We start from the raw sequence: 23,773 nt of genomic DNA on the forward strand, positions 1-23,773 counted from the left end.
ATTGTCACACCCAAAGCGCCCTCGGCGCCGCCAGTCCCGTCAGCCCCGTCAGCGCCCTCCGGACGCCCGCTGCTGGCGCAGCGCCGCCACCCGCCGGTAGAGCTCGACCGCCTCGGTGCCGCGGCCCAGCTGCTCCAGGCAGTGTGCTTCGTCGTTGCGGCTGGCGAGGGCGTCGGGATGGTCGGCGCCAAGTACCTGCTCACGCGCGGCAGCGACCCTGCGGTACTCGGTGAGCGCGTCCGCCCAACGGCCCAGCCAGCCCAGACCCACGGCCACCTCACGGCGGCTGACCAGGGTGTCCGGGTGGTCGCCGCCGAGGACGCGTTCGCGGATCGCGCAGACGTCACGGGCCTCTGCGAGGGCTTCCTCCCAGCGGCCCTGGCGGCCGAGGTTGACGCCGAGGCCGTGCCGGGCGCGCAGGGTCTCGGGGTCGGAAGGGCCGTTCACGCGGGTGCGGTCGTCGATCAGGTCGCGGTACAGCTCGAGGGCCTCGCCGCTGCGGCCGAGGCGGCCGAGACTGATCCCCACTTCGTAGCGCGCGGCGAGGGTGTCGGGGTGATCGGAGCCGAGCGCCCGCCCGCGTGCGTCGGCGACCTCGCGGTAGGTCTGGAGCGCCTCGGGCCAGCGGCCCAACTGGCCCAGTGCGTAGGCGACTTCGTAGCGCGTGACGAGGGTGTCGGGGTGGGTGTCGCCCAGGACGCGCGCGCGGGCCGTCGCGACCTCGCGGGCCAGCTGGTAGGAGTCCTCGAGGCGGCCGAGCCTGCTGAGGTTGTACGCGAGGTTGTGACGGCAGCGCAGGGTGTCGGGGTGATCGGCGCCCGCGGTCCGCTCCCGTACGGCGAGCACCGCCGTGTACGTCTGGTGGGCCTCGAAGTGCCGCCCCAGCTGCCCCAGGACGTAGGCCATTTCCTGACGGGCGGCGAGCGTGTCGGGGTGCTCGGTGCCCAGTGTGCGTTCCCTGCCCTGCGCGACGCGCCCGTACTCCCGCAGGGCGTCGGCAGCCCGTCCGGTGCGGCTGAGGGTGAATCCCACTTCGTAGCGGCTGGCGAGCGTATCCGGATGGTCGGGGCCAAGGGCGTGCTCCCGCTCGGCGGCCACCGCGCGGTGCACCTCGCCCGCCTCGGCCCAGCGTCCCAGGCGTCCCAGGCTCAGGCCCGCGTTGTGCCTGCTGACGAGGGTGGCAACCACCTCCGGTGACGGCGTGGGCCGTTCGGGCCGGCGCGGCGCCGCGGCCCGGCGCGCGTCGGTGCGCGGGATCCACTCGCCGGTCAGGCCCGCCGCCGCGTCGGGCGGTGTCGCGCGCAGCGCGGGCCCGCCGTTCGCCTTGTGCCCGGTCGTCATGCCGCGGGTCCACGAGGGAAGCCGCGGCTCGCGCGAGGGCGGCTGCTCCGGGCGGCGCACGGGCGGGGTGACGGCGGTCGGGATGTACGAGGGGACGGCGCGGCCCGCGACGATGCGGCGCCCCAGCTCGCGCGCGTCGTCGGGTCGCTCGTCCGGTTCCTTGGCGAGCAGGTCGAGGACGATCTTCTCGAAGTATTCGGGGAGTTCTTCGCGGTGCCTGCGCGGCGGCTCGGGAGCCGTGTCGCGGTGGCCGACGAGCACCGCCCAGGCGTCCTCCAGGTCGAAGGGCGGCGCCCCGGTGGCGATCTCGTACAGGACGCACCCGAAGGAGTAGAGGTCGCTGCGCTGGTCGACCTGGGAGCCGCTGATCTGCTCGGGCGACATGTAGTGCGGTGTGCCCATCGCGATGCCCGTGCCGGTCAGGCGCGAGGTGAAGCCGATGTCGTGGCCGAGGCGTGCGATGCCGAAGTCGCAGATCTTCACCGTGCCGTCCGTGAGCCGCATGATGTTCGCGGGCTTCAGGTCCCGGTGCACGATGCCCTGTTCATGGGTGTAAGCGAGCGCGGCGGCGACCTGGTCGGCGATCTCCACGACGTCCGCGACGGGCAGCGGATGCTGTTTGTTGTCCTCGAGAAGCTGACTGAGGTTGCGCCCTTCGAGCAGTTCCATGACCAGATACAGGACGCCGTCGTGCTCCCCGAAGTCATGCACGACGGTGACGCCGCGGTGCTGCAGCGCCGCAGCCACGCGCGCCTCGCGCCGGAACCTCTCGCGCAGTACGCGCGTGAAGGACTGGTCGTGCTGCGGCCCCATCGGCTTGAGGCACTTCACGGCGACCCTGCGCCCGAGGGACTCGTCCCGCGCACGCCACACCTCGCCCATGCCGCCGCGCCCGATCAGGTCCAGCAGCCGGTACCGGCCCTGGATCAGCCTGGTGTCCGCCATCTCCCGCCGTCGCCCCCGTTGCCTCGCTTCGCCCTCCCCGGCATATCCAGTATGGCTGCCCGTCTGTCGAGTTTGTACGGGGCAGGCCGCGCGCCGGGCCCGAGCCTGACCATGGCCCGCAGAATGTGTTTCGGGGGAAGTTGCCAGCGTATACGTGCGGGGACGGTGCGCAGGATGGTGCCGGTGGTGACGAGGCGCCGGGTCACGGTGCCGGGCGGCGGGGCCGTCCTGCCGTACAGCTCGTGGGCGTAGGGCGGCAGCGAGGCGTACGCCAGATTCGCCACGCGCCGCCACAGCAGGGCGCGCGCCGGAACCAACAGGGCGTGGGTCGGCGGGCGTTGGAGGAAGTCGTCGACATCGCGCGCCTCCTGCCCCACGGCGAGTTCGGGCCGCACCCGCTCGAAGTACGCGGCGAGTTCGGCGCTCGACGCCGGTACGTCGGCGGGGTCGAGGCCGACAAGACGGGCGCTCTCCCGGTGTTCGTCGATGTACCGGTCGGCGAGGTCGTCGGTCAGGCGGAACCCGGAGCGGCGTGCGACATGGAGATAGGAGTCGATCTCGGCGCAGTGCACCCAGAGCAGCAGCTCGGGCTCGTCGACGCCGTACCGCTCGCCCGTGTCGGGGTCGGTGGCCTTGAGCATCGTATGGATCGTCCGCACCCGCGCGCCCGCGTGCTCGGCGACCTCGGTGGTGCCGTACGTGGTGGTGCCCACGAAGTTCGCGATGCGCATGAGGCGACCCCAGGCGTCCTTGCGGAAGTCGGAGTTCTGCATGACGCCGCGGACCGCGCGGGGGTGCAGGGCCTGCAGATACAGGGCGCGGATCCCGGCGACCCACATCATCGGGTCGCCGTGCATCTGCCAGGTCACGGACGAGGGACCGAAGAGCCCCGGGTCCCCGGCCGCCGGGACTCCCGCCGGATGCCCCGATCCCGATGATGATGCCTCGCGCATACAACCACCTCCTGATCGCAGGCTACGCCGCCGACACGGGCCTCAACCCAGCTTGAGCACCTCGGGGTTGGCGCAGTGCTCCAGCGGTTCGCCGCGCAGGAATCGGCCGACCTCGGCGGCCACGATGTTCGCGGCCTTGTGCGCGACCTGCTGGCTGCCGCCCGCGATGTGCGGGGTGAGGACGACACCCGGGGCGGTAAGGAGACGCGAGTCGGCGGGCAGCGGCTCCTCGGGGAAGACGTCGAAGCCCGCGCCGGAGAGGTGCCCGGATTCCAGCGCGTCGCAGGCGGCTTCGTAGTCGAGCAGCGCGCCTCGGGCGCAGTTGACGAGGATCGACCCGCGGGGCATCGCGGCGATCTGCTCGCGGCCGATCATGCCCTTGGTCTCGTCGGTGACCCGGGCGTGCAGGGAGACGATGCGCGAGCGGCGGAGCAGTTCGTCCAGGGAGACCTGTTCCGCGATACCGGCAAGTGCCTCGGGCCGTACGTACGGGTCGTGCACCAGGACCTCGGCGCCCAGGGCGCGCAGGACCTTGGCGACCCGGCTGCCGATGGCGCCGTAGCCGATCAGGCCGACGGTCGCGCCGTCGATCTCGATGCCGCAGTTGTCGTAGTCGTAGTAGTCGCCGCGCCAGGTGCCCTCGCGCAGGTCGGTGTGGGTGTCGCCGACGCCTCGGGCCGCTGCGAGCAGCAGGGTCAGGGTGTGTTCCGCGGTGGCGGTCGCGTTGCGCCCGGGGGCGTAGCAGACCGCCACGCCGTGCCGGGTCGCGGCTTCGAGGTTGGCGTTGACCGGGCCGCCGCGGCTGGTGCAGAACAGCTTCAGATCGGGGCAGGCGGCGAGGATGCGCTCGGTGAGCGGGCCGTGCTCGGTGACACAGATCCGCACGCCCTGGAGCGCCTCGATCATCTCCTCCTCGCTGCCGGATGCCTCGATGACCTCGGCGACCGGGCCGAACGGGGTGTGCGGCCAGGGGAACCGGAGCTCGCGGACATCCAGCGGCAGTTCCCCTGCGGCGGCGCGCACGGCCTCGGTGAACAGGCTCGGGCGGATGAAGTGGTTTCCGGCGGCGAGGACGGTGGTGCTCATGGGGTGATCTCTCCTGAGGGGTGGGTCCTGTGGTCAGCGGAAGGCAGGGGTCTCGCTCGTCGCCGGGGTGTTGAGACGCAGCAGTGCGGTCCGCCCGTCCTCGACCCGGATCTCCGTGAGGGCGCCGTTGAACAGTTGGGGGAAGACCCGGCGGTATTCGCCGAGCGGGATGCCGAGGAGATGGCAGAGCAGGACGCGGACGAGGGTGGAGTGGGCGACGAGAAGGACTCTGCCGTCCGGCTGTTCGCGGGCGATGTCGGCCAGGCAGGCGGCGGCGCGTACGGCGGCATCGCGCGGGTCCTCGCCGCCGGGCAGGTGGTTCTCGACCGGGTCGTCGAGGAAGGCCGCCAACTGCTCCGGGAAGCGCTCACGCATCTCGTCCCTGGTCAGGCCGTCGCCCCGGCCGAAGTCGAGTTCGTAGAGCCGCTCGTCGACGCGCGGGGTGAGGCCGCAGGCGTCGGCGGCGGGGGCTGCGGTGAGCCGGGCGCGCGAGAGCGGGGAGCTCCAGACGGCCGTGAGCCCCGCCGTGCGGGCCCACTCGGCGAGCGAGGCGGCCTGCTCGTGTCCGTGCTCGGTGAGGGGCACATCGGTGCGTCCCGCATAGCGGTTCTCCGCGTGCCAGACGGTTTCGCCATGGCGTACGAGGATGAAGTCGGTCACTGCGCTGCCCTCCTGCGGGCGTGGTCGGCCACGGTCTGGTCGAGCCAGCCACGGCGGGTGAGTTCGTCGATGAAGCGGAGGTAGACGGGGAGGTAGCGGGCGGTGCGGGCCGGCGAGGGGTGGATCTCGGCGCCGATGCGGACCATGGCGGCGGCCGCCTCCTGGAGGCTCGCGCCGGAGGCCGTAGCGGCGAGCACCGCCATGCCGATGGCGCCCTCGGCCTGTTCCGGCAGGCGTACGGGACGTCCGAGGACCTCGGCGCGCAGTCGGCACCAGTAGCGGTTGCGGGCGCCGCCGCCGGTGAGGGTGAGCGGTCCGTCGACGGGGGCGCCGAGGTGGTCGAGATAGTCGAGGCAGAGCCGTTCCAGGCAGGCGACGCCGAGGAGGTGGGCGTGGAACTCGGCTGCCCGGGTGGGAACTTCTCCGAGGATGAAGGGCTCGGCTTGCGGGGCGCGGAAGGGGAAGCGTTCACCGCCGGTGGAGACCAGGGGGTAGGCGACCGCGTCCGGGTCGAGCGCGGCGGCCTGCTCGGTGAGCATGTCCAGGTCCTCGCCGTGGAAGTGCCGGGAGATGACGCCCGCGCCGCTGCTGGATGCGCCGCCCGGCAGCCAGGTGTCGCCGGGGCCGCGGTGGCAGTACACGACGCCCGCCGGGTCGCGGACCAGGTGCGGGCTCGTGCCCTTGAGGACGAGGGTGGTGCCGAGCACCGAGTTCCAGGCGCCGGGCTCCAGGGCTCCGGCGCCGATCTGGGCGGCGCAGCCGTCGGTCATTCCGGCGACGAGGGCGGTGCCTTCGGGGATGCCGGTGGCTTCGGCCGCCGCGGCGCACACGGTGCCGAGCACGCTGCCGGGGCGTACGACTTCGGGCAACAGGCCGTCGGGGACGCCGAGTTCGGCCATGACCTTGCGCGGCCAGCATTCGTCGACCAGATGGTAGCCGGTCTTGAGGGCATGGCTTGCGTCGCCGGCGACCTGCTGCCCGGCGAGACGCCAGGTGATCAGGTCGACCTGGTGCAGGAGCCGGACTCCCTCCCCGGTCGCCGCCGCATCGTGGTCCAGGAGCCAGCGCAGCTTCGGCAGCGCCCAGGAGGGCTGCATGCTGCGGTAGCCGAGCTCCCGCCAGACGTCTCCCCCGGCTTCGTTGACGGTCTCCGCCTGATCGGCGGCGCGCCCGTCGTCGTACATCAGGCCGGGGGTGAGCGGGCTGCCCGCGGCGTCGGCGAGCAGGATCGTCCCGGAGGTGCCGTCGATCGCGAGCCCGCGGATCCGCCGCGCGTCGAGTCCGCCGACGGCTTCGCGGCAGGCGTCGGACAGCGCGGTCCACCACTGCTCGGGGTCCTGCTCGTGGCGTACGCCGTCGCGGTGGCTCGTCAACGGCCGGGAGGCGGCGGCGAGGAGCTGCCCGGTGCCGTCGACGGCGACGCAGCGGGCGCTCTGGGTGCCGAGATCGAGGCCGAGCCAGATGCCGTCGAGGGAGCCGGGGGCGTGGTCGGCGGAGCGGGGCTCAGACATGGGTGTCTCCCGGGGTGATGCGGATGCTGTCGCCGTCGTACGGGGCCACTCCCGGCACCGCGGCGCTGCTCCCCTGCCATGTCGCACGGCCCCGCCACCCGGCCTCGCGGGCTATGGTCCGCCAGCCGAGGAAGTCCTCGTACAGGGCGGCGTAGAACTGCGCTCGCTCCGGGTCCGGATCCCAACTGCTGTGCATCCGGACGTACTTGGCGGCAGCGGTATGCATGCTGGTCTCGGCGCCGGAGCGGACGAGCCCGGTGAGGAAGGCTCCCTTGGCGCCCAGCTCGGTGTCGCCGGAGCGGGCGGTCGGCACGCCCGTCGCGTCGGCGATCAGCGCGCACCACGCGTCACTGTTGGCACCGCCGCCGCACAGCCGCAGCTCGCTCACGTCCGTACGGGCCGCCGCGAGGGAGTCGCGCAGGACCAGCGAGAGCCCGTCGAACACGGCGCGGGCCATGTCGGCGCGGGAGTGCTCGAGAGACAGCCCCCAGAACGAGCCGCGGGCGCCCGGGTCGAGGAACGGCGCGCGTTCCCCGGCCGGGGAGAGGTAGGGCAGGAACATGAGGCCGCGGGCGCCGGGCTCCGACTCGAAGGCGAGGCGCGCCAGCTCCGGCGGCCCGGAAAGACCCAGCATCTGCGCTGCCCAGCCGAGCACTTCGGCGCCGTTGAGGGTGGGGAAGGCACGCAGCACCCGTTCGCGGCCCCGGTAGGCGATGTTGATGCCGGACGGTTCACCGCTGGTGTCCACGTCCGTACGGACGATCTCCGTGCACAGGGTGGTGCCGAGGATGCTGCACGCCTGGCCGGGGTTGACCACGCCGACGCCGCGCGCGGTGGAGGCGATGTCGTACGGGGACATCACGACCGGAAGACCGGCAGGGAGTCCCAGTTGGCCCGCGGCATCGCCGGTGATCTCGGCGATCCGCTCCGACTCGCCGAGGACGGTCGGCAGGAGCCGGTGGTACTCGCCGAGGCCGAACAGGTCGAGGATCTGCGGGTCGTAGCCCCCGGTGGTGTGGTCGAGGAACGGGGCGGAGGCGTCGGATTCGTCGCATGCCCGGACTCCGGTGAGGCGCAGGAAGAGCCAGCCTGCGGCAGTGAGTGAGGTACGGGAGCGTGCGAGGCGGTCCGGGTCGTGGGCGGCTAGCCAGCTGAAGAGGGCGTTGGGCATGCCGGCGCAGGTCAGCGAGCCGTTGCGGCGGAAGGCCGCTTCGAGGACACCCTCGCGCTGCCAGGCGGTGAGCAGGTCTCCGGCCCGGCCGTCGGACCACAGGATCGCGGGCCCCGTGGGGCGGCCGTCCTCGTCGACGAGCCAGGCGCCGTCGCCCTGGGCGGTGAAGGACACCAGCCAGACGGGGTCGGCGAGGCCGGAGAGCACGCTGCGGACGGTGTGGACGACGGCGTTCCAGACGGCGTCCATGTCCTGTTCCGCCCAGCCGGGGTGGGGGCGGAGGACTTCGGTGGCGAGCCGGGAGACCGTGATCTCCTTGCCCTGGTCGTCGAAGACGACCGCCTTGATCATCGTGGTGCCGACGTCAATGGTCAGTACGGACATCAGTCGAGTCCTTTCTCGCCGGGGGTCACGCCCGGGGTTGCGCCCGAGGTCACGCCGGGGCCGACGCGGTGGCGGGCGCGGCGTCCGGCGAGGCACTGGCCGTCTCCGCCGCACCCGCGTCGTCCGGCAGCTTCAGGAAGAGCGCGAGCACGGTGCTCACCGCATGCATCCCCGCGAAAATCCAGACCACCCCTGTGACGCCGAGCGGCCCGACGAAGACGGCGACGACCGCGGGCCCGATGAAGGTGCTGGCGCCCGCACCCAGGTTGAGAGCGGCGAGCGCCTGCCCCTTGTGCCGCGGCTCCAGCGAGGGCACGAGGGCTGAAAGCGGTACATATCCGGCCAGCGTAGCGCCGTAGAAGGCGGCGGCAAGGAGCGCGAGCAGGAAGCTGTCGCCCGCCACGTCCGGGACGTAGAAGAGCAGCAGCGTACTGACGGTGCAGCCGGCGCCGCCGAACCAGGCGATGGTGCGGCGCCAGCCGAACCGGTCGCCCACCACGCCGAACAGCAGGTTGGCGAAGATGTTGGTCGCGAACATCGCACTGAGCAGGTGCAGCCACTCGGTGAGGCTGAAGCCGACCGTCTTCGTGAAGTGGATCGGCATGATGACGAAGAAGCCGAACTGCGAGGCCGTGTTGATGACCCGTGCGAGCGACCCCGCGCCGACCCGGGGATTGCGCCACAGGACCGTGACGCTGCCGACGAGCGTGGCGAGCGGGCCTTCGCCCTCGCTGCGCGGCCGCTTCCCGCCCCGGTCGTCACGGACGAGGAGCAGGGCGATGAGACCGCCCGCGGCCACCAGGGCCAGTGCGGACCACAGCGTGGCGTACGCGCCGATCTGCGGGATGAGTCCGCTGGCGACCAGTGAGCCGAGGGTGGGCAGACCGCCGGTGAAGGCGAACCAGAACCAGCCCATGGCCGTGCCGAGCCGGGCGCGCGGCGCCACGGAGGCGATCCAGACAAGGAAGCCGTAGGCGAACAGCGGGTAGCCCAGGCCGCGCAGGCCGTACCCGAGCATCATCAGCGGATAGCTGGTCATGGGGATGGCCAGGACGAGGAAGAGCAGTTGGAAGACGCCCCAGATGCCCAGGCCGGTCCACATGACGCGGCGCGGGCCCCACAGGTCGGACAGCACTCCGGAGAGCCAGGCGGCGATGGCCGCGGCGCCTCCGTAGACGGTGAAGAGGAGCGCGACGCGTGGCTGCGAGATGCCCTCGTCGATCAGGTACGGCGAGAGATAGCCGGACTCGACCCCGTCTCCGATCATGAAGAGGAGCAGCCCGAGGTAGCCCCAGGCAAGGGTCGGCGGAATGCCAAGGCGTGTGACAAGGCGTGTGATCGGCGAACGCGGAGGAGGAGGCGGAGGTGTCGTCATCGACTCTCGCCTTTCTGCGGCGGGGGCAGGAGGGATGGACGAGCTGATGGAACAGCTGGCCGGAAAGGCGAGTCAATGGCGGCCGGAATCTTCCCATCGGGGCGGCGACCTGCCGTGTTGTGTCCTGCCGGAGCGGCTCGCGGACGCCGTCTTCCTCAACAGGGGCGCGTTAAATCCGTGCGAACATAACGCGGCGAGTTCACACACGCGCCCCGCACGACACCAGCACAGCACAGGGCACGGGCACCGGAGGGAGCGCTGCGATGGACCGGGTCGAGGCCCAGGAGGAGCGGCGAAGGCAGCTGCGTGACGCCGTCATCGGCCGCGGCTTCGTGCGTACCGCGGATCTCGCCGAGGAGTTCGGCATCAGCCTGATGACCGCGCACCGCGATCTGGACGCCCTTCAGGCGCAGGGGTGGCTGCGCAAGGTGCGGGGCGGTGCGACCGGGTTGCCGTCGGCGCAGTTCCACGGCGGCTTCGCGGAGCGGATGGCCACCATGGCGCAGACCAAGCAGCTCCTCGCGCGGGCCGCGGCGACGCTCCTTGTGCCGGGTCAGACGGTGCTGCTCGACGACAGCACGACCTGTCTGCTGCTCGCGCACCAGGCCACCGAGCACACCCCGCTGACCGTGATCACCAACTCGTTGCCCGCCGTCACCACGCTCGCGAAGGAACCCGGCGTCTCGCTGATCACGCTGGGCGGTGCGTACTTCCCGGCGTACGACGCGTTCATGGGCCTGCACACCGCGGACGCGGTCCGTGCCTTTCGCGCCGATGTGCTCTTCATGTCGACGACGGCCGTCACCAACGGCCGCTGCTATCACACCTCGCCGGAGACGGTGCAGGTCAAGCGGGCGATGATGGAGTGCGCGGCGCGTCGGGTACTGGTCGCGGACCACACCAAGTTCTGCAAGGACGGTCTGTACGCGCTTGCGCCCCTGGCCGACTTCGATCTGCTGATCGTGGACGACGGCCTCGCGGCGGAGCAGGTGCGGGCGGTGCGCGCGGCCGGCACCGAGGTGATGGTGGTGCCGACCCGCGAAGGTCAGAAAGCTGAGGTCAAGCAGCCGAGGTCAGGTAGGAGATGACCATGTCCCCCAGCATCGTCCGGTAGTGCTCGCGGCGGGGCACCTCGGTGAGGTCCCGGCCGAAGAGCGCGTGGAACGTGTGCCGGTTGGAGACCCGGAAGAAGCAGAACGAGCTGATCATCGCGTGCAGGTCGACGGCGTCCACCTCGGCCGTGAACACGCCCTGCTCGCGCCCTGCTTCGAGGATCGAGGCGATGATGTCGATCGCGGGAGAGCTGAGGGAGGCCAGACTCGGCGAGGCACCGATGTGCTTCGCCTCGTGGATGTTCTCGATGCTGACGAGACGGATGAAGTCCGGGTGGGCCTCGTGGTGGTCGAAGGTGACCTCGGCAAGGCGGCGGATGGCCGACACCGGGTCCAGATGCCCGACGTCGAGCTGCTGTTCCTCCTGCCGGATGACCGTGTACGCCCGCTCCAGGACCGCGGTGAACAACTGGTCCTTGCTGCCGAAGTAGTAGTAGATCATCCGCTTCGTGGTCCGCATGCGGGCGGCGATCTCGTCCACCCTGGCCCCCGCGTATCCCATGCGGGCGAACTCCTCGGTGGCCACATCGAGGATCTCCCCCTGGGTACGGGCCGCGTCCCGGGTTCGCTTGGCGGGCGGGGACGACGGGGGGACGGCGGCGGCCATGCAGCTCCTCAAGGCGGACTCTCCGGCGCCGGTCAGTCTAGTGCTGGTGCAGATGCGGGCTAATGCTGGTGCAGATGCTGGGCGGCGAGACGTACGGCCGCGTTCTGGGCCCCGTATCCCCGGTAGCCGCCCGTGCGCTGCACCAGCTCGAAGAACACCCGCCCGACCGTGACGGTGTAGCAGTGGAGGAACTCGCCGTTCTCGTCCCGGTCGTAGAGGATGCCGAGCTCCGCCAGCGTGGCCAGGTGCTCGGGCTCCAGCTCGTAGCGGGCGTCGAGGTCGTCGTAGTAGTTGGCGGGAATCGGCAGCAGGCCCGCGCCGCGTTCCCGCACGCGCCGGGCGGCGCCGACGATGTCGTCCGTCGCAAGCGCGATGTGCTGGAGGCGGGCGCCGTCGGCATCCGGCGCCGGCGCGATGTTGAGGACGATGCGCACACCGCCGTCGGGTGACGCGACGGCCCGGCTGCGCACGAGTCCGTAGGGGTCGGCCAGGTCGAGGCTGCCGTCCGCCTCCAGGCCCAACACCCCCCGGTGGAACAGTGATGCCTCGTCGAACTGGTGCCAGGGCTGGGTGAGCGCGATGTGGTCGATGTGACGGACGATTCCCGCCGGTTCGCCCTGCTCCCCGGGCTGCTCCCCCGGCTGCTCTCCCGGTCGAGCGCGCGGCGGTACGTCGGTGAAGTCACCGGTCCAGCTGGGGTGGTCGGGCTGCCCCGTGCGGCAGAAGAAGACCTCCGTGCCGTCAGGCGCGGCAACCGCGTCGAGCGGCGCGTCGCTCGGGGCCCGACGTCGCGGCACCACGGGTGCGAGCACCGCTTCGGCGCGCCGCGCGGCTCGGTCCGGGGCGGGGGTCTCCACGCCGACGGCGGTCAGCGCCGGACCTTGACGGCGGCCGCTGACCCCGGTGTTGAGCAGGATGCGGGCATCGCCCTGTTCCCACAGTTCGACCGGCTTCCAGGTGTGCCGGGCGGTGTGGGCGAAGCCGAGAGCGTCGAGCACTCCGCGCACCGGTTCGGTGTCGGCCGCGGTCAGCTCGGCGAAGGCGAAGCCGGAGGGTGCGGGCGCTGCGGGGAGCGCGGACAGACCGGCCGACTCCTCGAGCAGGAGCAGCGAGCGGAGCGCGTCGACGGCGGTGGAGGCGGCCCCTGCCTGCCGGAAGACGTCGTTGAACACTTCGAGCGACAGGGGCCCTTGGTATCCGGCCCGTACAGTGGCGGCCACCAGAGGGGCGAGGTCGAAGCCGCCCTGGCCGGGGAAGCAGCGGTAGTGCCTGCTCCACTGGAGGACGTCCATCGCCATCAGCGGTGCGTCCGCCAGCTGGAGGAAGAAGATCTTCTCGCCGGGGATGTCCGCGATGCCCTTGGGGTCGGATCCGCGGGAGAGGATGTGGAAGCTGTCGAGGCAGGTGCCGAGGGCCGGATGGTCCGCCTGTTCGACGATCCGCCAGGCGTGGTCGTACGTGCTGACGTGCCGCCCCCAGGCCAGCGCCTCGTAGGCGATACGGATGCCGTGGTCCGCCGCCCGGTCGGCGAGCAGTCGTAGCTGTTCGGCGGCGAGCGCGTCGTCGTCGACCGCATCGGGGGCGACGCTTGAGCAGACGAGGAGCAGATCCGCACCGAGGCGCTCCATCACGGCGAACTTGCGTTCCGCGCGCCGCAGATTGCGGGCGAGAACATCGGCGGGGACGGCCTCGAAGTCGCGGAACGGCTGGTAGAGGTCGATGCCCAGGCCCAGATCCGCGCAGCGCAGCCGCACCTCCTCGGGGCTGAGCGGGGCGCCGAGGAGATCGTTCTCGAAGATCTCCACACCGTCGAATCCGGCGGTGGCGATGGCGGTGAGCTTCTCGGACAGCGGACCGCTGAGCGAGACGGTGGCGATCGATTTACGCATGGTGTCCTTCTGTCAGGCCGGGAACTGCCGGGCCGGTGACTGCCGGGCCGGGAACTGCCGGGCCGGGAACTGTCAGGCGGGGAAGGCGGCCAGATCGCCGAAGTCGGCGAGCATCGGTCCGGTGTGCGGTTCGAGCCCGGTGAAGAGCCGGAAGGCGTCGGCCGCCTGGAAGACGGCCATGCCTCCGCCGTCGAGGGTGCGGCAGCCGATGGCGCGGGCCTCGCGCAACAGCTCGGTCTCCAACGGCCGGTAGACGACCTCGGCCACCCAGAGGCCGGGCCTGAGCAGCTCGACCGGCAGGGGCAGACCCGGGTGGGCGGCCATACCGGTGGGTGTGGCGTGGACCAGGCCGTCCGCGACGGCGAGGCGCTCGGCCGTCGCACCGCTCGGCGCGGACACCGCACGGCCGGGCCCGAAGCGCGCGGTCAGCGCGGCGGCGAGGGTGGCGGCACGGGCCGGGTCGGTGTCGACCAGGGTGACCCGGTCGACACCGAGGTTGAGGAGGGCGTGCGCCACGGCGGCGCCCGCCCCGCCCGCGCCGAGCTGCACGACGTCACCGGTCGGCGCGTCCGCCAGGCCACGGGCGAAGGACTGGGCGAAGCCGGTGGCATCGGTGTTGTGCCCGATCGCGCGTCCGCCCCTGAAGACAACGGTGTTGACGGCGCCGAGCTCGGCGGCCTCGGGGGCGAGCTCGTCCAGGTGCTCGATGACCAGCTGCTTGCAGGGGTGGGTGATGTTCAGCCCGTCGAAGCCGAGTCGGTGAGCGGCGTGCACCAGCTCACCGACGGCATCGGGCGCGACGCCGATGACGTCGATGTCGAGGGTGCGGTAGACGAGGCGCACACCGTGCCGGTCCGCCTCGCGTTCGTGCAGGGCGGGGCTCAGGGAAGGGCCGATACCGGAGCCGATCAGGCCGGTGAGGTACGAGGTCATCAAGAGTTCCTGTAGGTCAGCTTGGCACGGTTGATCACGATGTCGCGGTGGGCGCGACGGGTTCGAAGGGCTTCGGAGGGCTTCAGAGAGCGGCGGCTTCGGGCGCCGCCGTCGGTGTCTTCGCGTCCGCGGTACGCGCACCCAGCTCGGCCGTGGGCACGCGGTGTGTCTCGCGCCCGGTGGCCACGGCGATCGCGCAGATCACGCAGAAGGCGGCGGTGAAGATCGCGACGCCGAGCCAGTCGTCGCCGTCGGGGCCCGCGATCTGTGCCGCGAAGGTCACGGCGAAACCGGCGACGGCGAACCCGATCTGGGTGCCGACGGCCATGCCGGAGAGACGGACCCTCGCGGGGAACATCTCGCCGTAGAAGGAGGGCCAGATGCCGTTGGCCGCGCTGTAGACGACGCCGAAGAGGAGCAGCCCGGTCACGAAGACGAGCGGGTAGCTGCCGGTCGAGATCGCCCACAGATAGACGAAGATCATCACCCCGCTGCCGAGGGCCCCGACGAGGAAGACGGGCTTGCGGCCGATCCGGTCCGAGAGCCTGGCCCAGAGCGGAATGGCGAGCAGAGCCACCGCGTTGGCGCTGCCCGCGACCCAGAGCATGCCCGTCTTGTCGAGGCCGACCGCGTCACTCGTGGCGTACGAGAGGGCCCAGACGGAGAAGATCGTGCTGACCGTCGCGATCAGCGCTGCCGCGACCACCCGCAGCACGTCGGCCCAGTGGTTCCTGAGCAGTTCCGCCAGCGGCATCCTGGCCACCTTCCGGTCGGCCGAGACCTGCTGGAAGACGGGGGTCTCCTCCAGGGTGCGGCGGATGACGTATCCGGCGACGGCGACGACGGCACTCAGCAGGAACGGAATGCGCCAGCCCCAGCTGTACAGCTGGTCGTCCGGCAGTGCGGCGACCGGCAGGAACACCAGGGTCGCGAGGAGCTGACCGGCCTGGGTCCCGTTGAGGGTGAAGCTCGTGTAGTAGCCGCGCCGGTGTTCCGGTGCGTGCTCAAGTGTCATCGCGTTCGCGCTGGCCTGCTCTCCGGCCGCGGACAGACCCTGGAAGACCCGCATCAGTACGAGCAGCACCGGAGCGACGGTGCCGACCTGCGCGTACGTGGGCAGACAGCCGATGAGGAAGGTGGAGAGGCCCATCAGGATCAGCGTCCAGACCATGATCTTCCGACGGCCGAGCCGGTCACCGAAGTGGCCGAGAACCAGAGCCCCGATGGGGCGGGCGGCGTACGCGACGCCGAAGGTCGCGAGCGAGATCAGGGTGGCGGTGGCCGGGTCGTCCGGGTCGAAGAAGACCTTGGGGAAGACCAGGGCCGCCGCGCTGCCGTAGATGAAGAAGTCGTAGTACTCAAGGGCGCTGCCGATCCAGGCGGCGAAAGCGGCCTTGCGTGGCCTGCCCTGGGGCGGCGGCGTGGTCGAGTCCTGGTCGGCCGACGGGTGAGCGGACACGTGAACTCCTCGGTGGAGAGCGGCCTGACCGTCGGGGGTGGACAGGCTGCGAGGGGACGGGGGTCGGCGATACGGAGGTAGTTCCGGTACGCCGGTACGGGTGGCGAGCGGTGCGCACCCGGCACGTGCTGCAGTTAACGCACTAGATAGTTAATTAACTTGGAAGTGATGCTGACCCCGCCCCTCGGGCCGTGTCAATACATCGCGCCGCAACAAGCGGCAACCTCGACGAAACCCGTACCGGTGAGCTTCGCCGGATCGGCCCACTCGCCATATGCCCGTGCCGTACGCTCCGGCGCGAGGTCAAATATGACAAATATGGGGAGTAGTCACGTGACTGAACAGGACAGTGCAGTCGAGCTGCTGGGGTTGCTGTCGGTCAAGGGACGGGACGTGACCGGGGAATGGGTGCAGCAGGTCTCGAGCACCCTGAAAGGACGTGTGAGTGTCGCCGAACTGAGCCGTGAGCTGGGCGAGTTGCACGAAGCGCTGGTGCAGGCACTGAGCCAGGGGGCCGGCGACGTGCACGGGGAACAGATGTCGGAAGTACGAGCCCTCTTGACGGAGCTGTCGAGAAACAGAGCACGGCAGGGTTTCTCCCCCACGGAGACGGCGGTGAGCGTATTCGCGCTGAAGGAGGTCCTCGAGCCCGTGCTCCAGAACGGGTCCGCCGAGGAGATCCGTGCCTTCGGACGCCTCAGCCGCGTACTGGACGGCCTTGGCCTGTTCACGATCGAGACGTACACACGGACCCGTGAGGAACTCATCTCCGCGCAGTCCGAACAGCTGATGGAGCTGTCCACGCCCGTGGTGCGCGTGTGGGACGGCGTCATCGCCGTGCCCCTGGTGGGCACGTTGGACTCCGCGCGGACCCAGGTCGTCATGGAGAAGCTGCTTCAGGCGCTGGTGGACACCGGTTCCGAGCAGGCCATCATCGACATCACCGGCGTACCGGCGGTGGACACACAGGTGGCTCAGCATCTGCTGAAAACCATCGTCGCGGCCCGCCTCATGGGTGCCGAATGCACCGTCTCCGGTATCCGCCCGCAGATCGCGCAGACGATCGTGGCGCTTGGCATCGAGTTCGAGGGCATCGTCACCAAGGCGAGTCTCGCGGACGCGCTCAAGCTGGCACTGAAGAGGTCGGGCGTCGAGCTGGTCGGCCGCAAGGCCGGGCAGCTGTGACCGAGCGGGTACCGATCCTGCGGATCGGCCAGGTGTTGGTGGTGTCCATCCAGTTCGACCTGGAGGATCAGACCGTCCTGCAGTTGCAGGAGGACCTGGCCGAGCAGATCGTGAACCGCTCCGCCCGGGGCGTCGTCATCGACATCACGGCGCTGGAGATCGTCGACTCCTTCGTCGGGCGCATGCTGGCGACGATCGCGGGCATCTCCCGCATGCTCGACGCCGAGACCGTGGTGGTCGGGATGCGGCCCGCCGTCGCCATCACGCTCGTCGAACTCGGACTTTCCCTGGGCGGAGTGAGCACGGCTCTCGACCTCGAGAAGGGACTGGCACGGCTACGGCGCTCCTCCTCTGTGAGCGAGGCGTGACAGCGCCCTGGCTGCCCGGTGAGGCGCCTCAGGTCTACCCCATCACGCACAACAGGGACGTGGTGAGCATCAGGCAGACCATCCGCGTCCTGACGCAGCGATGCCGTCTTTCACTCGTGGACCAGACGAAAATGATCACGGCGGCGAGCGAGCTGGCGCGCAACACCCTCGTCTACGGGGGTGGTGGAGCCGTCAGGGCGGGGGTCGTCGAAAGGTACGGCCGCCAGGGAATCGCGGCGCTCTTCGAGGACAGGGGGCCCGGCATCGAGGACGTGGGTCTGGCGATGACGGACGGCTGGACCTCGGGCGCCGGCCTGGGCCTGGGGCTCAGTGGCGCCCGCCGCCTCGTCGACGAGTTCGAACTCGTGACGGAGGTCGGCGTGGGTACCACGATCACCATCATCAAGTGGGCCCGGTGAGCACCCGGACCATACTGACCAGCAGGGACATGAGCTGGTTCCGTGACGGTCCCTCCCTGTCGACCGCGGCGCGCGGAGCGGCGGCCGCGTTGGCCCGAAGGATCGGTCTTGACTCTCATCGTGTCGCGGAAGTCGCCATCGCCGTCACCGAGGCCGCCACCAACGTCCAGCGACATGCCACGGACGGTGCACTGCTCCTCCGGACGTTGCACACGCAGGACGAAGCCGCGGTCGAGTTCGTCACCGTCGACTCGGGGCCCGGCATGGTCGACGTGACCGCCTCGCTGGCCGACGGAGCCTCCAGCGCCGGCACACTCGGCATCGGACTTGGAGCCGTGGCCAGGCTTGCCGACCACTTCGACGTCCACTCCGTGCCCGGAAAGGGGACGGTCATGGCGGCGCAGTTCTGGTCCCGCCAGGCGGACGGTCAGGGAGTGGCGGCGGCCCTGACGGCCGGGCGGCAGTGCGTCTCCGGTATGACACGGCCCATCAGTGGTGAGATCACCTGTGGTGACGCCTGGAGTGCCCGACTCGACACAGTCACCGACACCGGCACCGGCACCGGCACCGGCACCGGAACTGACCCCGGCCACCCCGCCGTTCTCGTCATGATGTGCGACGGCCTGGGGCACGGCCCGCTGGCGGCCCGCGCCAGTGCGGCGGCCGTAGAGGCGTTCCATGACACTCCCGCCACCGATCCGGAAGGGATCATGAGAGCGGTCCACCGCGCTCTTCGGGGAACCCGGGGCGGCGCGGCGGCAGTTGCCAGGATCGAACCGGCGGCACGGCGGGTGCAGTACTGCGGCGTCGGCAACATCAGCGGCTTTCTCATCGGTCACGACACCCGCAAGACTCTGATCTCGGTGCCCGGCATCGTCGGCGCGAACATGCGTCGCCTGCGGACCTTCGAGGAGCCGCTGCCCGAAGGCGGTGCCTTGACCATGCATTCGGACGGACTCACCGAGCGATGGGATCACATGGCTCTCCCCGGGCTTCTTCACCATGCGCCGCTCGTCGTGGCCGGGCAGCTGTTGCGTGAAGCCGGTGTGCGCCGCGACGATGCCAGCGTGGTGGTGGTGAAGGGGGTTTGGTGACCAGCGAAGGGCGGGACGGACATGCCTGCTGACTCTCCCCGGCAGATCCCCGGGACCCGGGTCGCCGTCGCGGGCCGCGGACCGCGCACCGCGGCTTCCCTCGGCCTTGCCTCGGCGCAGGACGTGTTCCGGCTCCGACGCGGCGCGCAGCGGGCTGCCGCGGCACTCGGCCTGGAGCATCAGGACCAGGTCCGCCTTGCCACCGCGCTGAGCGAGCTGGGCCGGGACCGCCTCGGCTGCGGCGCGAGCACCGTCTCTTTCCGTTCCGAGTCCGGCGAGCAGCCCACTCTCGTCGTGACGCTCGAATGGGGCCATGGTCTGGAGCCGACGCCCGAGACCCTGCAACTGGTCTCCAGGCTCGTCGTGATCGAGTACGAGCCCCACGGGACGCGCGGCCACGTCACCATCCGCCAGCCGCTGCCGGCGAACAACCTCACGGTCACCGAAATGGATGAGTGCCTGGCCCAGACACTGGGCCAGGCCGGTCCGACCACGGAGGCCGACTTCCTCAGGGCCCAGACGCGAGATCTGATCGCGACGCTGGAGGAGACGCGGGCCCAGCGGGAAGAACTGCGCCGGCTCAACAAAGAGCTCGAAGACACCAACCAGGGGGTGCTCGCCCTCTACTCGGAGCTCACCAAGGAACTCGAGACCACCAACATCGGTGTGCTCGCCCTGCATTCGGAACTGGACGAGAAATCCCGGCAGCTCCGAGAGGCCAGCGAGGCGAAGACGCGGTTCTGGACCAACGTCAGCCACGAACTGCGCGCACCGATCAACTCCGTCGTCGCCTTGGCCCGCCTGTTGCTGGATCCCGCTTCGGAGCCGGTGTCGCCCGAGCAACGACAGCAGATCACGTTGATCGAGGCGTCGGGGCAGACGGTCCTGTCCCTCGTCAGCGATCTGCTGGACGTCGTCAAAGCCGAATCGGGGCTGCTCGACGTCCAGCGTGCCCCGGTCGACCTGCGTCTGCTCGTGACCCAGCTGAGCGCTACTTTCGAGGGCACCTACGGAAGCAAGGGTGTCCCCCTCGTCACCCCGGATCTGAGGGATCTCCCCACGGTGATCACGGACGGGAAACTCCTCACCCACGTCCTGCGCAACCTGGTGTCCAACGCCTGCAAGTTCACCGAGGAGGGTGAAGTGCGGCTGGACATCGGCATGAGCGAAGACCGGTCGTCGCCGTCGCTACGCGTCACGATCACCGACACGGGAGTCGGTATCCCGGCAGAGGAACTCAGCCGTGTCTTCGAGGAGTTCTATCAAGTCCGAGGCTCCCATCAGAGCGGGCATGCGGGGACCGGACTCGGACTGCCCTACGCCCGCACCCTCACCGAACTCCTCGGGGGCACACTCAAACTCACCAGCACTCCCGGGGTCGGCACACGCGTGGAGGTGCTCGTCCCGGTGCACGGACCGGACGACCGCGGCGAGGAAACCGGCGGAGGCGCACAGTGACCGACAGCTCTCAGGATGCCGCTCCCGCCACCATCCTGGTCGTCGAAGACAGTGAAACCAACCTGTACCTCCTCACCAACTGGCTGGAGCGTGCGGGGCACGTCGTGATCGGCGCGGAGAACGCGGGCGAGGGCCTCGACCATCTCGCCACGGCAGGTACCCCCTTGCCGGAGATCGCCATCGTGGACGTGCGCCTGCCCGACATGAGCGGCTTCGAGCTGAGCGAGAAGATCAAGGGCAACGCCCGCACGGCCGCTCTGCCCGTCATTCACATCTCCGCGTCGGCCGTCAGCGCGGAGGATCACGCCGAAGGGCTTCAGCGAGGCGCTGACGCCTACCTCAACCAGCCCCTCGATCCCGGTGAGTTGCTCGCCACGGTCACGGCGACGCTGCGCTACGCCAGAGCGCGGCGCCGGGCGGAGCAACTCGCGCAACGGCTCCTCACCCTCAACCAGGCGACCATGTCCGTCTACAGCTCCATCGGCTTCCACTCGTTCGCCGCCGCGGCCACCGGGGGCGCCGCCCGTCTGCTGTCGTCCCCGGCCAGCGCGGTCTTCCTCTCGCCCGAAGGGCAGGCGGTCCACAGCACGAGCGACGGCCCGGCCACCACGACCCGAACGTACGTGGCACGGCCGGATGTACTCGACCGGCTGCTCCAGCAGAGCCTGGGCGACGGGACCGGTGCGACGGTCGCCCGGATCTCACGGGGACAGTGGCAGGCGTTGCTGAGCGCGGACCACCTCGGCGGGAACATCACCATGGCGGCGGCGCGGACCAAGCGCGGACGCCCCCCTGTCTGCATCGCCGTCCCCTCCGACGCGCTCACCGGGACGGATGACGAGCATCTTCTCCAACAGCTGGCCCACGCCTGCGCGCTGGCCCTTGAAGGCCTGAGAACCTACAACGAGGAACACACGCTCGCCCTCGCCCTGCAACGCTCTTTCCTGCCGAGCGACCTTCCCACCGTCGACGGCATCGACCTCGCCTTCCGCTATCTGCCCGCCTCCGAGAACGCGGAGATCGGCGGCGATTTCTACGAAGCGATCCCTACCGCCGACGGCCTGTTGCTCGCGATAGGCGATGTGCTCGGCCATTCGCTCAGCGCGGCCACCGTGATGGGCGAGCTGCGCCACGCGCTGCGCGCCTACGCCATTGAAGGACACCCGCCGCAGCAGATCCTCGACCGCCTCGAAACCCTCCTGGCCCACTCACAGCCGACCGTGACGGCCACCCTCTGCCTGGTCCTCGTCGAGCCCGGGGGACGGCGTCTGCAGGTCGCCAACGCCGGTCACATCCCCCCGCTCGTCGTCAGCCCACAAGGCCATGCGCGCTTCCACACTCCGCACGGGCCGATACTCGGACTGCGTGCGCCCCACCCGGCCCCGACAGCCCTGTCCACACCACCGGGCACCCGTCTGCTGCTCGTCACCGACGGCCTGGTCGAAGTGCGCAACACGTCGCTCAACGCCACGCTCGACGCCTTCATGGAGGCGGTCACGGCCGGCCCTGCCGGGCTGCAGGACCTCAGCGACCATCTCCTCGACACGTTCGGGAGGGGCAAGGACGACGACATCGCCTTGCTGGCCGCGGATCTGCACGGATCATGAACGGCCGGGCCCTTGAGGGGTTGGAGGAGCGATCACCCGTCGAGGGCTTCGCCGAGTGTGGGACAGACGTCGATGAGAGTGTCGATGCCGACGATCTCCAGGGTTCTGGCCACGGACTCCGCGGGGCCGGCGAGACGCAGCCGGCCGCCGGCCTCGGTGAGAGCCCGGTGGCCCGCGATGAAGACGTTGATGCCGCTGGAGTCGATGAAAGTGACCCGTCGCAGATCGATGACGACGCGGGCACCGGGCGCGTCGACGATTTCGAGCGCCCGGCGTACGTGGGCACTGGTGTCCAGGTCGATCTCACCGGCGAGCGTCAGAACCGTGACGTCGTCGAGAGGCGTGGTCACGACCGAGAACTGCTCGGTCTGCCGGGCTCGTTCGCTGCCAGCCATTCGTTCCTCAGCCATGCCGACGATGCTTGCACATCCGCGGCCTCGTGTGTCGTATCGGCGGTAACGTACACAAGATGCCCGGCAGGTCGGGTAGAACGTACGGAAAGGCGGGGCCGTGCGTGACGACGGCAAGGCGCCGCACGAACCGGCAGCGGAGGCAACGGAGTTCGCCTTCGAGCTGGACGGGACCGGCACGTGCATTGCTCAGGCGCGGCATCTGGCCGCCGGCTTCCTCGCCCGGATGCGGGCCGATCACGGCCTTCCGGTCTCGCGGCGCGCCACGGATCTGACGCAGCTGGTCATCAGCGAGTTGGTGACCAACTCCCTCAAGTACGCGCCCGGTCCCATTCTGGTGAACCTGCGGATCGCCGACGGGCTGGTCGAGGTGGCGGTGCGGGACTCCGGTCCTGTCCTGCCGAGGGCCCGGCCCGCCGACACGGGCCGGGTGGGGCAGCACGGCCTGGAGATCGTGCTGGCCGTGGCCCGGCGTTTCGAGGCGCGACAGGAGACGGACGGCAAGAGTGTCATCGTCACCATCGCCCTGCGCGACGACCTGGGCAGCACCTGATCTCGTGACACGGCGTCAGCGGCGCACCCGCGGCATTCCGAGGCCGATCCAGGAGATGATCTCGCGCTGGATCTCGTTGTTGCCGCCGCCGAAGGTGAAGATGACGGCGCTGCGATAGCCGCGTTCCAGCTCTCCGTGCAGCACCGCGCCCGCGGAGCCCTCCTTGAGCGAGCCCGCCGAGCCGACCACCTCCATCAGCCAGGCGTACGCGTCCCTGCGCGCCTCGGAGCCGTAGACCTTCACGGCGGAGGCGTCCTGGGGGGTGAGGGTGCCCTCCTGGACGGCGTTCACCATCTGCCAGTTGAGGAGCTTCATCGCGTCCAGCTTGGTGTGCGTCCTGGCCAGGCGCTGACGGACCCAGGGCAGGTCGATGACGCGGCGGCCGTCGGCGAGCTTGGTGTCGGCGGCCCAGCGCTGCACGTTGTGGAAGGCGCGGATGGCCATGGTGCCGTGCGCGGCGAGCGTGACGCGTTCATGGTTGAGCTGGTTGGTGATGAGCCGCCAGCCCTTGTTCTCCTCGCCCACGCGGCGTGCGACGGGGACGCGGATGTCCTCGTAGTAGCTCGCCGTGGTGTCGTGCGAGGCGAGGGTGTTGATGATGGTGCAGGAGTAGCCGGGGTCGGACGTCGGCACGAGGAGCATGGTGATGCCCTTGTGGGACGGTGCGTCCGGATCGGTGCGGACGGCGAGCCAGACCCAGTCGGCGGTGTCGCCGTTGGTGGTCCAGATCTTCTGGCCGTTGACGACATACTCGTCGCCCTCCCTGACGGCCTTCGTCTTGAGCGCGGCGAGGTCCGTGCCCGCGTCCGGCTCGCTGTAGCCGATCGCGAAGTCGAGTTCACCGGAGAGGATCTTCGGCAGGAAGTACGCCTTCTGCTCGTCGGTGCCGAACTGCATCAGGGTCGGACCGACGGTGTTCAGTGCCATCAGGGGCAGCGGTACGCCGGCCTGTGCGGCCTCGTCGAAGAAGATGAACTGCTCCATCGGCGAGAGCCCGCGCCCGCCGTACTCCTCGGGCCAGCCGACGCCGAGCCAGCCGTCCCCGCCGAGCCTGCGGATGGTCTCCCGGTAGAACTGCTTCTGCGCGGCGGGATCGGCGTACCGGGCGTACGCGTTGTCGGGCACAAGGTCGGCGAAGTACGTGCGCAGCTCGGTGCGCAACTGCCGCTGCTCAGGCGTGTATTCGAGGTGCACGACCCCTCCTGCTTCGCTGGCTCCCCGGGCTCGGGCTTGACGGCGCACACAGTAGAACG

At 70.4% G+C, this 23,773-nt stretch carries 21 protein-coding genes; 8 read left to right on the top strand and 13 right to left on the bottom strand.

The window, feature by feature from the left end; translation table 11 throughout:
* Positions 1-48: 48 nt before the first annotated feature.
* The 7 genes from ACFQ7F_RS04540 to ACFQ7F_RS04570 are packed head-to-tail and all read right to left on the bottom strand — an operon-like array spanning position 49 to position 9,426.
* Positions 49-2,286, bottom strand: coding sequence for a tetratricopeptide repeat protein (locus tag ACFQ7F_RS04540; RefSeq protein ID WP_383265948.1), 2,238 nt, complete (start codon positions 2,284-2,286; stop codon positions 49-51).
* Positions 2,268-3,239 (bottom strand): oxygenase MpaB family protein, encoded by a 972-nt coding sequence (locus tag ACFQ7F_RS04545; RefSeq protein WP_383265951.1) that lies wholly within the window; start codon positions 3,237-3,239, stop codon positions 2,268-2,270. Before ACFQ7F_RS04545 ends, ACFQ7F_RS04540 begins: the two co-directional genes overlap by 19 nt.
* Before the next feature lie 42 nt (positions 3,240-3,281).
* A complete protein-coding gene (locus ACFQ7F_RS04550) occupies positions 3,282-4,325 on the bottom strand; it encodes a 2-hydroxyacid dehydrogenase (RefSeq protein ID WP_383265954.1) in 1,044 nt (347 codons plus the stop codon).
* Positions 4,326-4,358: 33 nt separating this feature from the next.
* Positions 4,359-4,985 (bottom strand): histidine phosphatase family protein, encoded by a 627-nt coding sequence (locus ACFQ7F_RS04555; protein WP_383265956.1) that lies wholly within the window; start codon positions 4,983-4,985, stop codon positions 4,359-4,361.
* Positions 4,982-6,496, bottom strand: coding sequence for an FGGY-family carbohydrate kinase (locus ACFQ7F_RS04560; RefSeq protein WP_383265959.1), 1,515 nt, complete (start codon positions 6,494-6,496; stop codon positions 4,982-4,984). The genes ACFQ7F_RS04555 and ACFQ7F_RS04560 overlap by 4 nt, the downstream gene beginning before the upstream one ends.
* Entirely contained in the window at positions 6,489-8,051 is a 1,563-nt protein-coding gene (locus tag ACFQ7F_RS04565; RefSeq protein ID WP_383265961.1) for an FGGY family carbohydrate kinase, read from the bottom strand. The genes ACFQ7F_RS04560 and ACFQ7F_RS04565 overlap by 8 nt, the downstream gene beginning before the upstream one ends.
* A gap of 49 nt (positions 8,052-8,100) precedes the next feature.
* Positions 8,101-9,426, bottom strand: a complete 1,326-nt coding sequence (locus ACFQ7F_RS04570) for an MFS transporter (protein ID WP_383265964.1) — start codon at positions 9,424-9,426, stop codon at positions 8,101-8,103.
* Between the two features lie 263 nt (positions 9,427-9,689).
* Between ACFQ7F_RS04570 and ACFQ7F_RS04575 the strand changes: the two genes are divergently transcribed.
* A complete protein-coding gene (locus tag ACFQ7F_RS04575; protein ID WP_383265966.1) occupies positions 9,690-10,514 on the top strand; it encodes a DeoR/GlpR family DNA-binding transcription regulator in 825 nt (274 codons plus the stop codon).
* Here the strand turns inward: ACFQ7F_RS04575 and ACFQ7F_RS04580 are convergent.
* The 4 genes from ACFQ7F_RS04580 to ACFQ7F_RS04595 form a co-directional block, all read right to left on the bottom strand.
* The gene (locus tag ACFQ7F_RS04580; RefSeq protein WP_383265969.1) at positions 10,486-11,145 is read right to left on the bottom strand and encodes a TetR family transcriptional regulator; all 660 of its coding nucleotides are present in this window, start codon (positions 11,143-11,145) and stop codon (positions 10,486-10,488) included. The two genes, ACFQ7F_RS04575 and ACFQ7F_RS04580, sit on opposite strands and share 29 nt — an antisense overlap.
* A gap of 59 nt (positions 11,146-11,204) precedes the next feature.
* Entirely contained in the window at positions 11,205-13,034 is a 1,830-nt protein-coding gene (locus ACFQ7F_RS04585; protein WP_383265971.1) for a bifunctional sugar phosphate isomerase/epimerase/4-hydroxyphenylpyruvate dioxygenase family protein, read from the bottom strand.
* 72 nt (positions 13,035-13,106) lie between these two features.
* A complete protein-coding gene (locus ACFQ7F_RS04590) occupies positions 13,107-13,967 on the bottom strand; it encodes a shikimate dehydrogenase (RefSeq protein WP_383265974.1) in 861 nt (286 codons plus the stop codon).
* An 82-nt stretch (positions 13,968-14,049) separates the two neighbouring features.
* Positions 14,050-15,426, bottom strand: coding sequence for an MFS transporter (locus ACFQ7F_RS04595; RefSeq protein ID WP_383265977.1), 1,377 nt, complete (start codon positions 15,424-15,426; stop codon positions 14,050-14,052).
* A gap of 333 nt (positions 15,427-15,759) precedes the next feature.
* On the opposite strand from ACFQ7F_RS04595, the gene ACFQ7F_RS04600 reads away from it, so the two are divergent.
* From ACFQ7F_RS04600 to ACFQ7F_RS04625, 6 genes are read left to right on the top strand one after another with little or no spacing between them, the layout of a single operon-like run.
* Positions 15,760-16,611, top strand: coding sequence for an STAS domain-containing protein (locus ACFQ7F_RS04600; RefSeq protein WP_383265980.1), 852 nt, complete (start codon positions 15,760-15,762; stop codon positions 16,609-16,611).
* Entirely contained in the window at positions 16,608-16,979 is a 372-nt protein-coding gene (locus ACFQ7F_RS04605) for an STAS domain-containing protein (RefSeq protein ID WP_383265982.1), read from the top strand. Before ACFQ7F_RS04600 ends, ACFQ7F_RS04605 begins: the two co-directional genes overlap by 4 nt.
* On the top strand, positions 16,976-17,398 hold the full coding sequence (locus ACFQ7F_RS04610) for an ATP-binding protein (RefSeq protein ID WP_383265985.1): 423 nt from the start codon (positions 16,976-16,978) through the stop codon (positions 17,396-17,398). The genes ACFQ7F_RS04605 and ACFQ7F_RS04610 overlap by 4 nt, the downstream gene beginning before the upstream one ends.
* Entirely contained in the window at positions 17,386-18,492 is a 1,107-nt protein-coding gene (locus ACFQ7F_RS04615; RefSeq protein ID WP_383265988.1) for an ATP-binding SpoIIE family protein phosphatase, read from the top strand. The genes ACFQ7F_RS04610 and ACFQ7F_RS04615 overlap by 13 nt, the downstream gene beginning before the upstream one ends.
* A gap of 21 nt (positions 18,493-18,513) precedes the next feature.
* On the top strand, positions 18,514-19,950 hold the full coding sequence (locus tag ACFQ7F_RS04620; protein ID WP_383265990.1) for a sensor histidine kinase: 1,437 nt from the start codon (positions 18,514-18,516) through the stop codon (positions 19,948-19,950).
* Positions 19,947-21,557, top strand: a complete 1,611-nt coding sequence (locus ACFQ7F_RS04625) for a SpoIIE family protein phosphatase (RefSeq protein WP_383265993.1) — start codon at positions 19,947-19,949, stop codon at positions 21,555-21,557. The genes ACFQ7F_RS04620 and ACFQ7F_RS04625 overlap by 4 nt, the downstream gene beginning before the upstream one ends.
* A gap of 32 nt (positions 21,558-21,589) precedes the next feature.
* On the opposite strand, the gene ACFQ7F_RS04630 is transcribed toward ACFQ7F_RS04625, so the two are convergent.
* Positions 21,590-21,967, bottom strand: coding sequence for an STAS domain-containing protein (locus ACFQ7F_RS04630; RefSeq protein ID WP_383265996.1), 378 nt, complete (start codon positions 21,965-21,967; stop codon positions 21,590-21,592).
* A gap of 100 nt (positions 21,968-22,067) precedes the next feature.
* Here ACFQ7F_RS04630 and ACFQ7F_RS04635 point away from each other — a divergent pair, with 100 nt between their 5' ends.
* Positions 22,068-22,520 (top strand): ATP-binding protein, encoded by a 453-nt coding sequence (locus tag ACFQ7F_RS04635; RefSeq protein ID WP_383265999.1) that lies wholly within the window; start codon positions 22,068-22,070, stop codon positions 22,518-22,520.
* Between the two features lie 15 nt (positions 22,521-22,535).
* Here the strand turns inward: ACFQ7F_RS04635 and ACFQ7F_RS04640 are convergent, their stop codons facing one another.
* The gene (locus ACFQ7F_RS04640) at positions 22,536-23,714 is read right to left on the bottom strand and encodes an acyl-CoA dehydrogenase family protein (RefSeq protein WP_383266001.1); all 1,179 of its coding nucleotides are present in this window, start codon (positions 23,712-23,714) and stop codon (positions 22,536-22,538) included.
* Positions 23,715-23,773: the final 59 nt, after the last annotated feature.

This window comes from Streptomyces sp. NPDC056486, assembly GCF_042795295.1.
Lineage (GTDB): Bacteria > Actinomycetota > Actinomycetes > Streptomycetales > Streptomycetaceae > Streptomyces.

What these genes read in the sequence shown, in the direction of transcription:
- ACFQ7F_RS04540 (WP_383265948.1), bottom strand. Translation starts at nt 2,286, where the DNA reads ATGGCGGACACCAGGCTGATCCAGGGCCGGTACCGGCTGCTGGACCTG.
- ACFQ7F_RS04545 (WP_383265951.1), bottom strand. Translation starts at nt 3,239, where the DNA reads ATGCGCGAGGCATCATCATCGGGATCGGGGCATCCGGCGGGAGTCCCG.
- ACFQ7F_RS04550 (WP_383265954.1), bottom strand. Translation starts at nt 4,325, where the DNA reads ATGAGCACCACCGTCCTCGCCGCCGGAAACCACTTCATCCGCCCGAGC.
- ACFQ7F_RS04560 (WP_383265959.1), bottom strand. Translation starts at nt 6,496, where the DNA reads ATGTCTGAGCCCCGCTCCGCCGACCACGCCCCCGGCTCCCTCGACGGC.
- ACFQ7F_RS04565 (WP_383265961.1), bottom strand. Translation starts at nt 8,051, where the DNA reads ATGTCCGTACTGACCATTGACGTCGGCACCACGATGATCAAGGCGGTC.
- ACFQ7F_RS04570 (WP_383265964.1), bottom strand. Translation starts at nt 9,426, where the DNA reads ATGACGACACCTCCGCCTCCTCCTCCGCGTTCGCCGATCACACGCCTT.
- ACFQ7F_RS04575 (WP_383265966.1), top strand. Translation starts at nt 9,690, where the DNA reads ATGGACCGGGTCGAGGCCCAGGAGGAGCGGCGAAGGCAGCTGCGTGAC.
- ACFQ7F_RS04580 (WP_383265969.1), bottom strand. Translation starts at nt 11,145, where the DNA reads ATGGCCGCCGCCGTCCCCCCGTCGTCCCCGCCCGCCAAGCGAACCCGG.
- ACFQ7F_RS04585 (WP_383265971.1), bottom strand. Translation starts at nt 13,034, where the DNA reads ATGCGTAAATCGATCGCCACCGTCTCGCTCAGCGGTCCGCTGTCCGAG.
- ACFQ7F_RS04590 (WP_383265974.1), bottom strand. Translation starts at nt 13,967, where the DNA reads ATGACCTCGTACCTCACCGGCCTGATCGGCTCCGGTATCGGCCCTTCC.
- ACFQ7F_RS04620 (WP_383265990.1), top strand. Translation starts at nt 18,514, where the DNA reads ATGCCTGCTGACTCTCCCCGGCAGATCCCCGGGACCCGGGTCGCCGTC.
- ACFQ7F_RS04630 (WP_383265996.1), bottom strand. Translation starts at nt 21,967, where the DNA reads ATGGCTGAGGAACGAATGGCTGGCAGCGAACGAGCCCGGCAGACCGAG.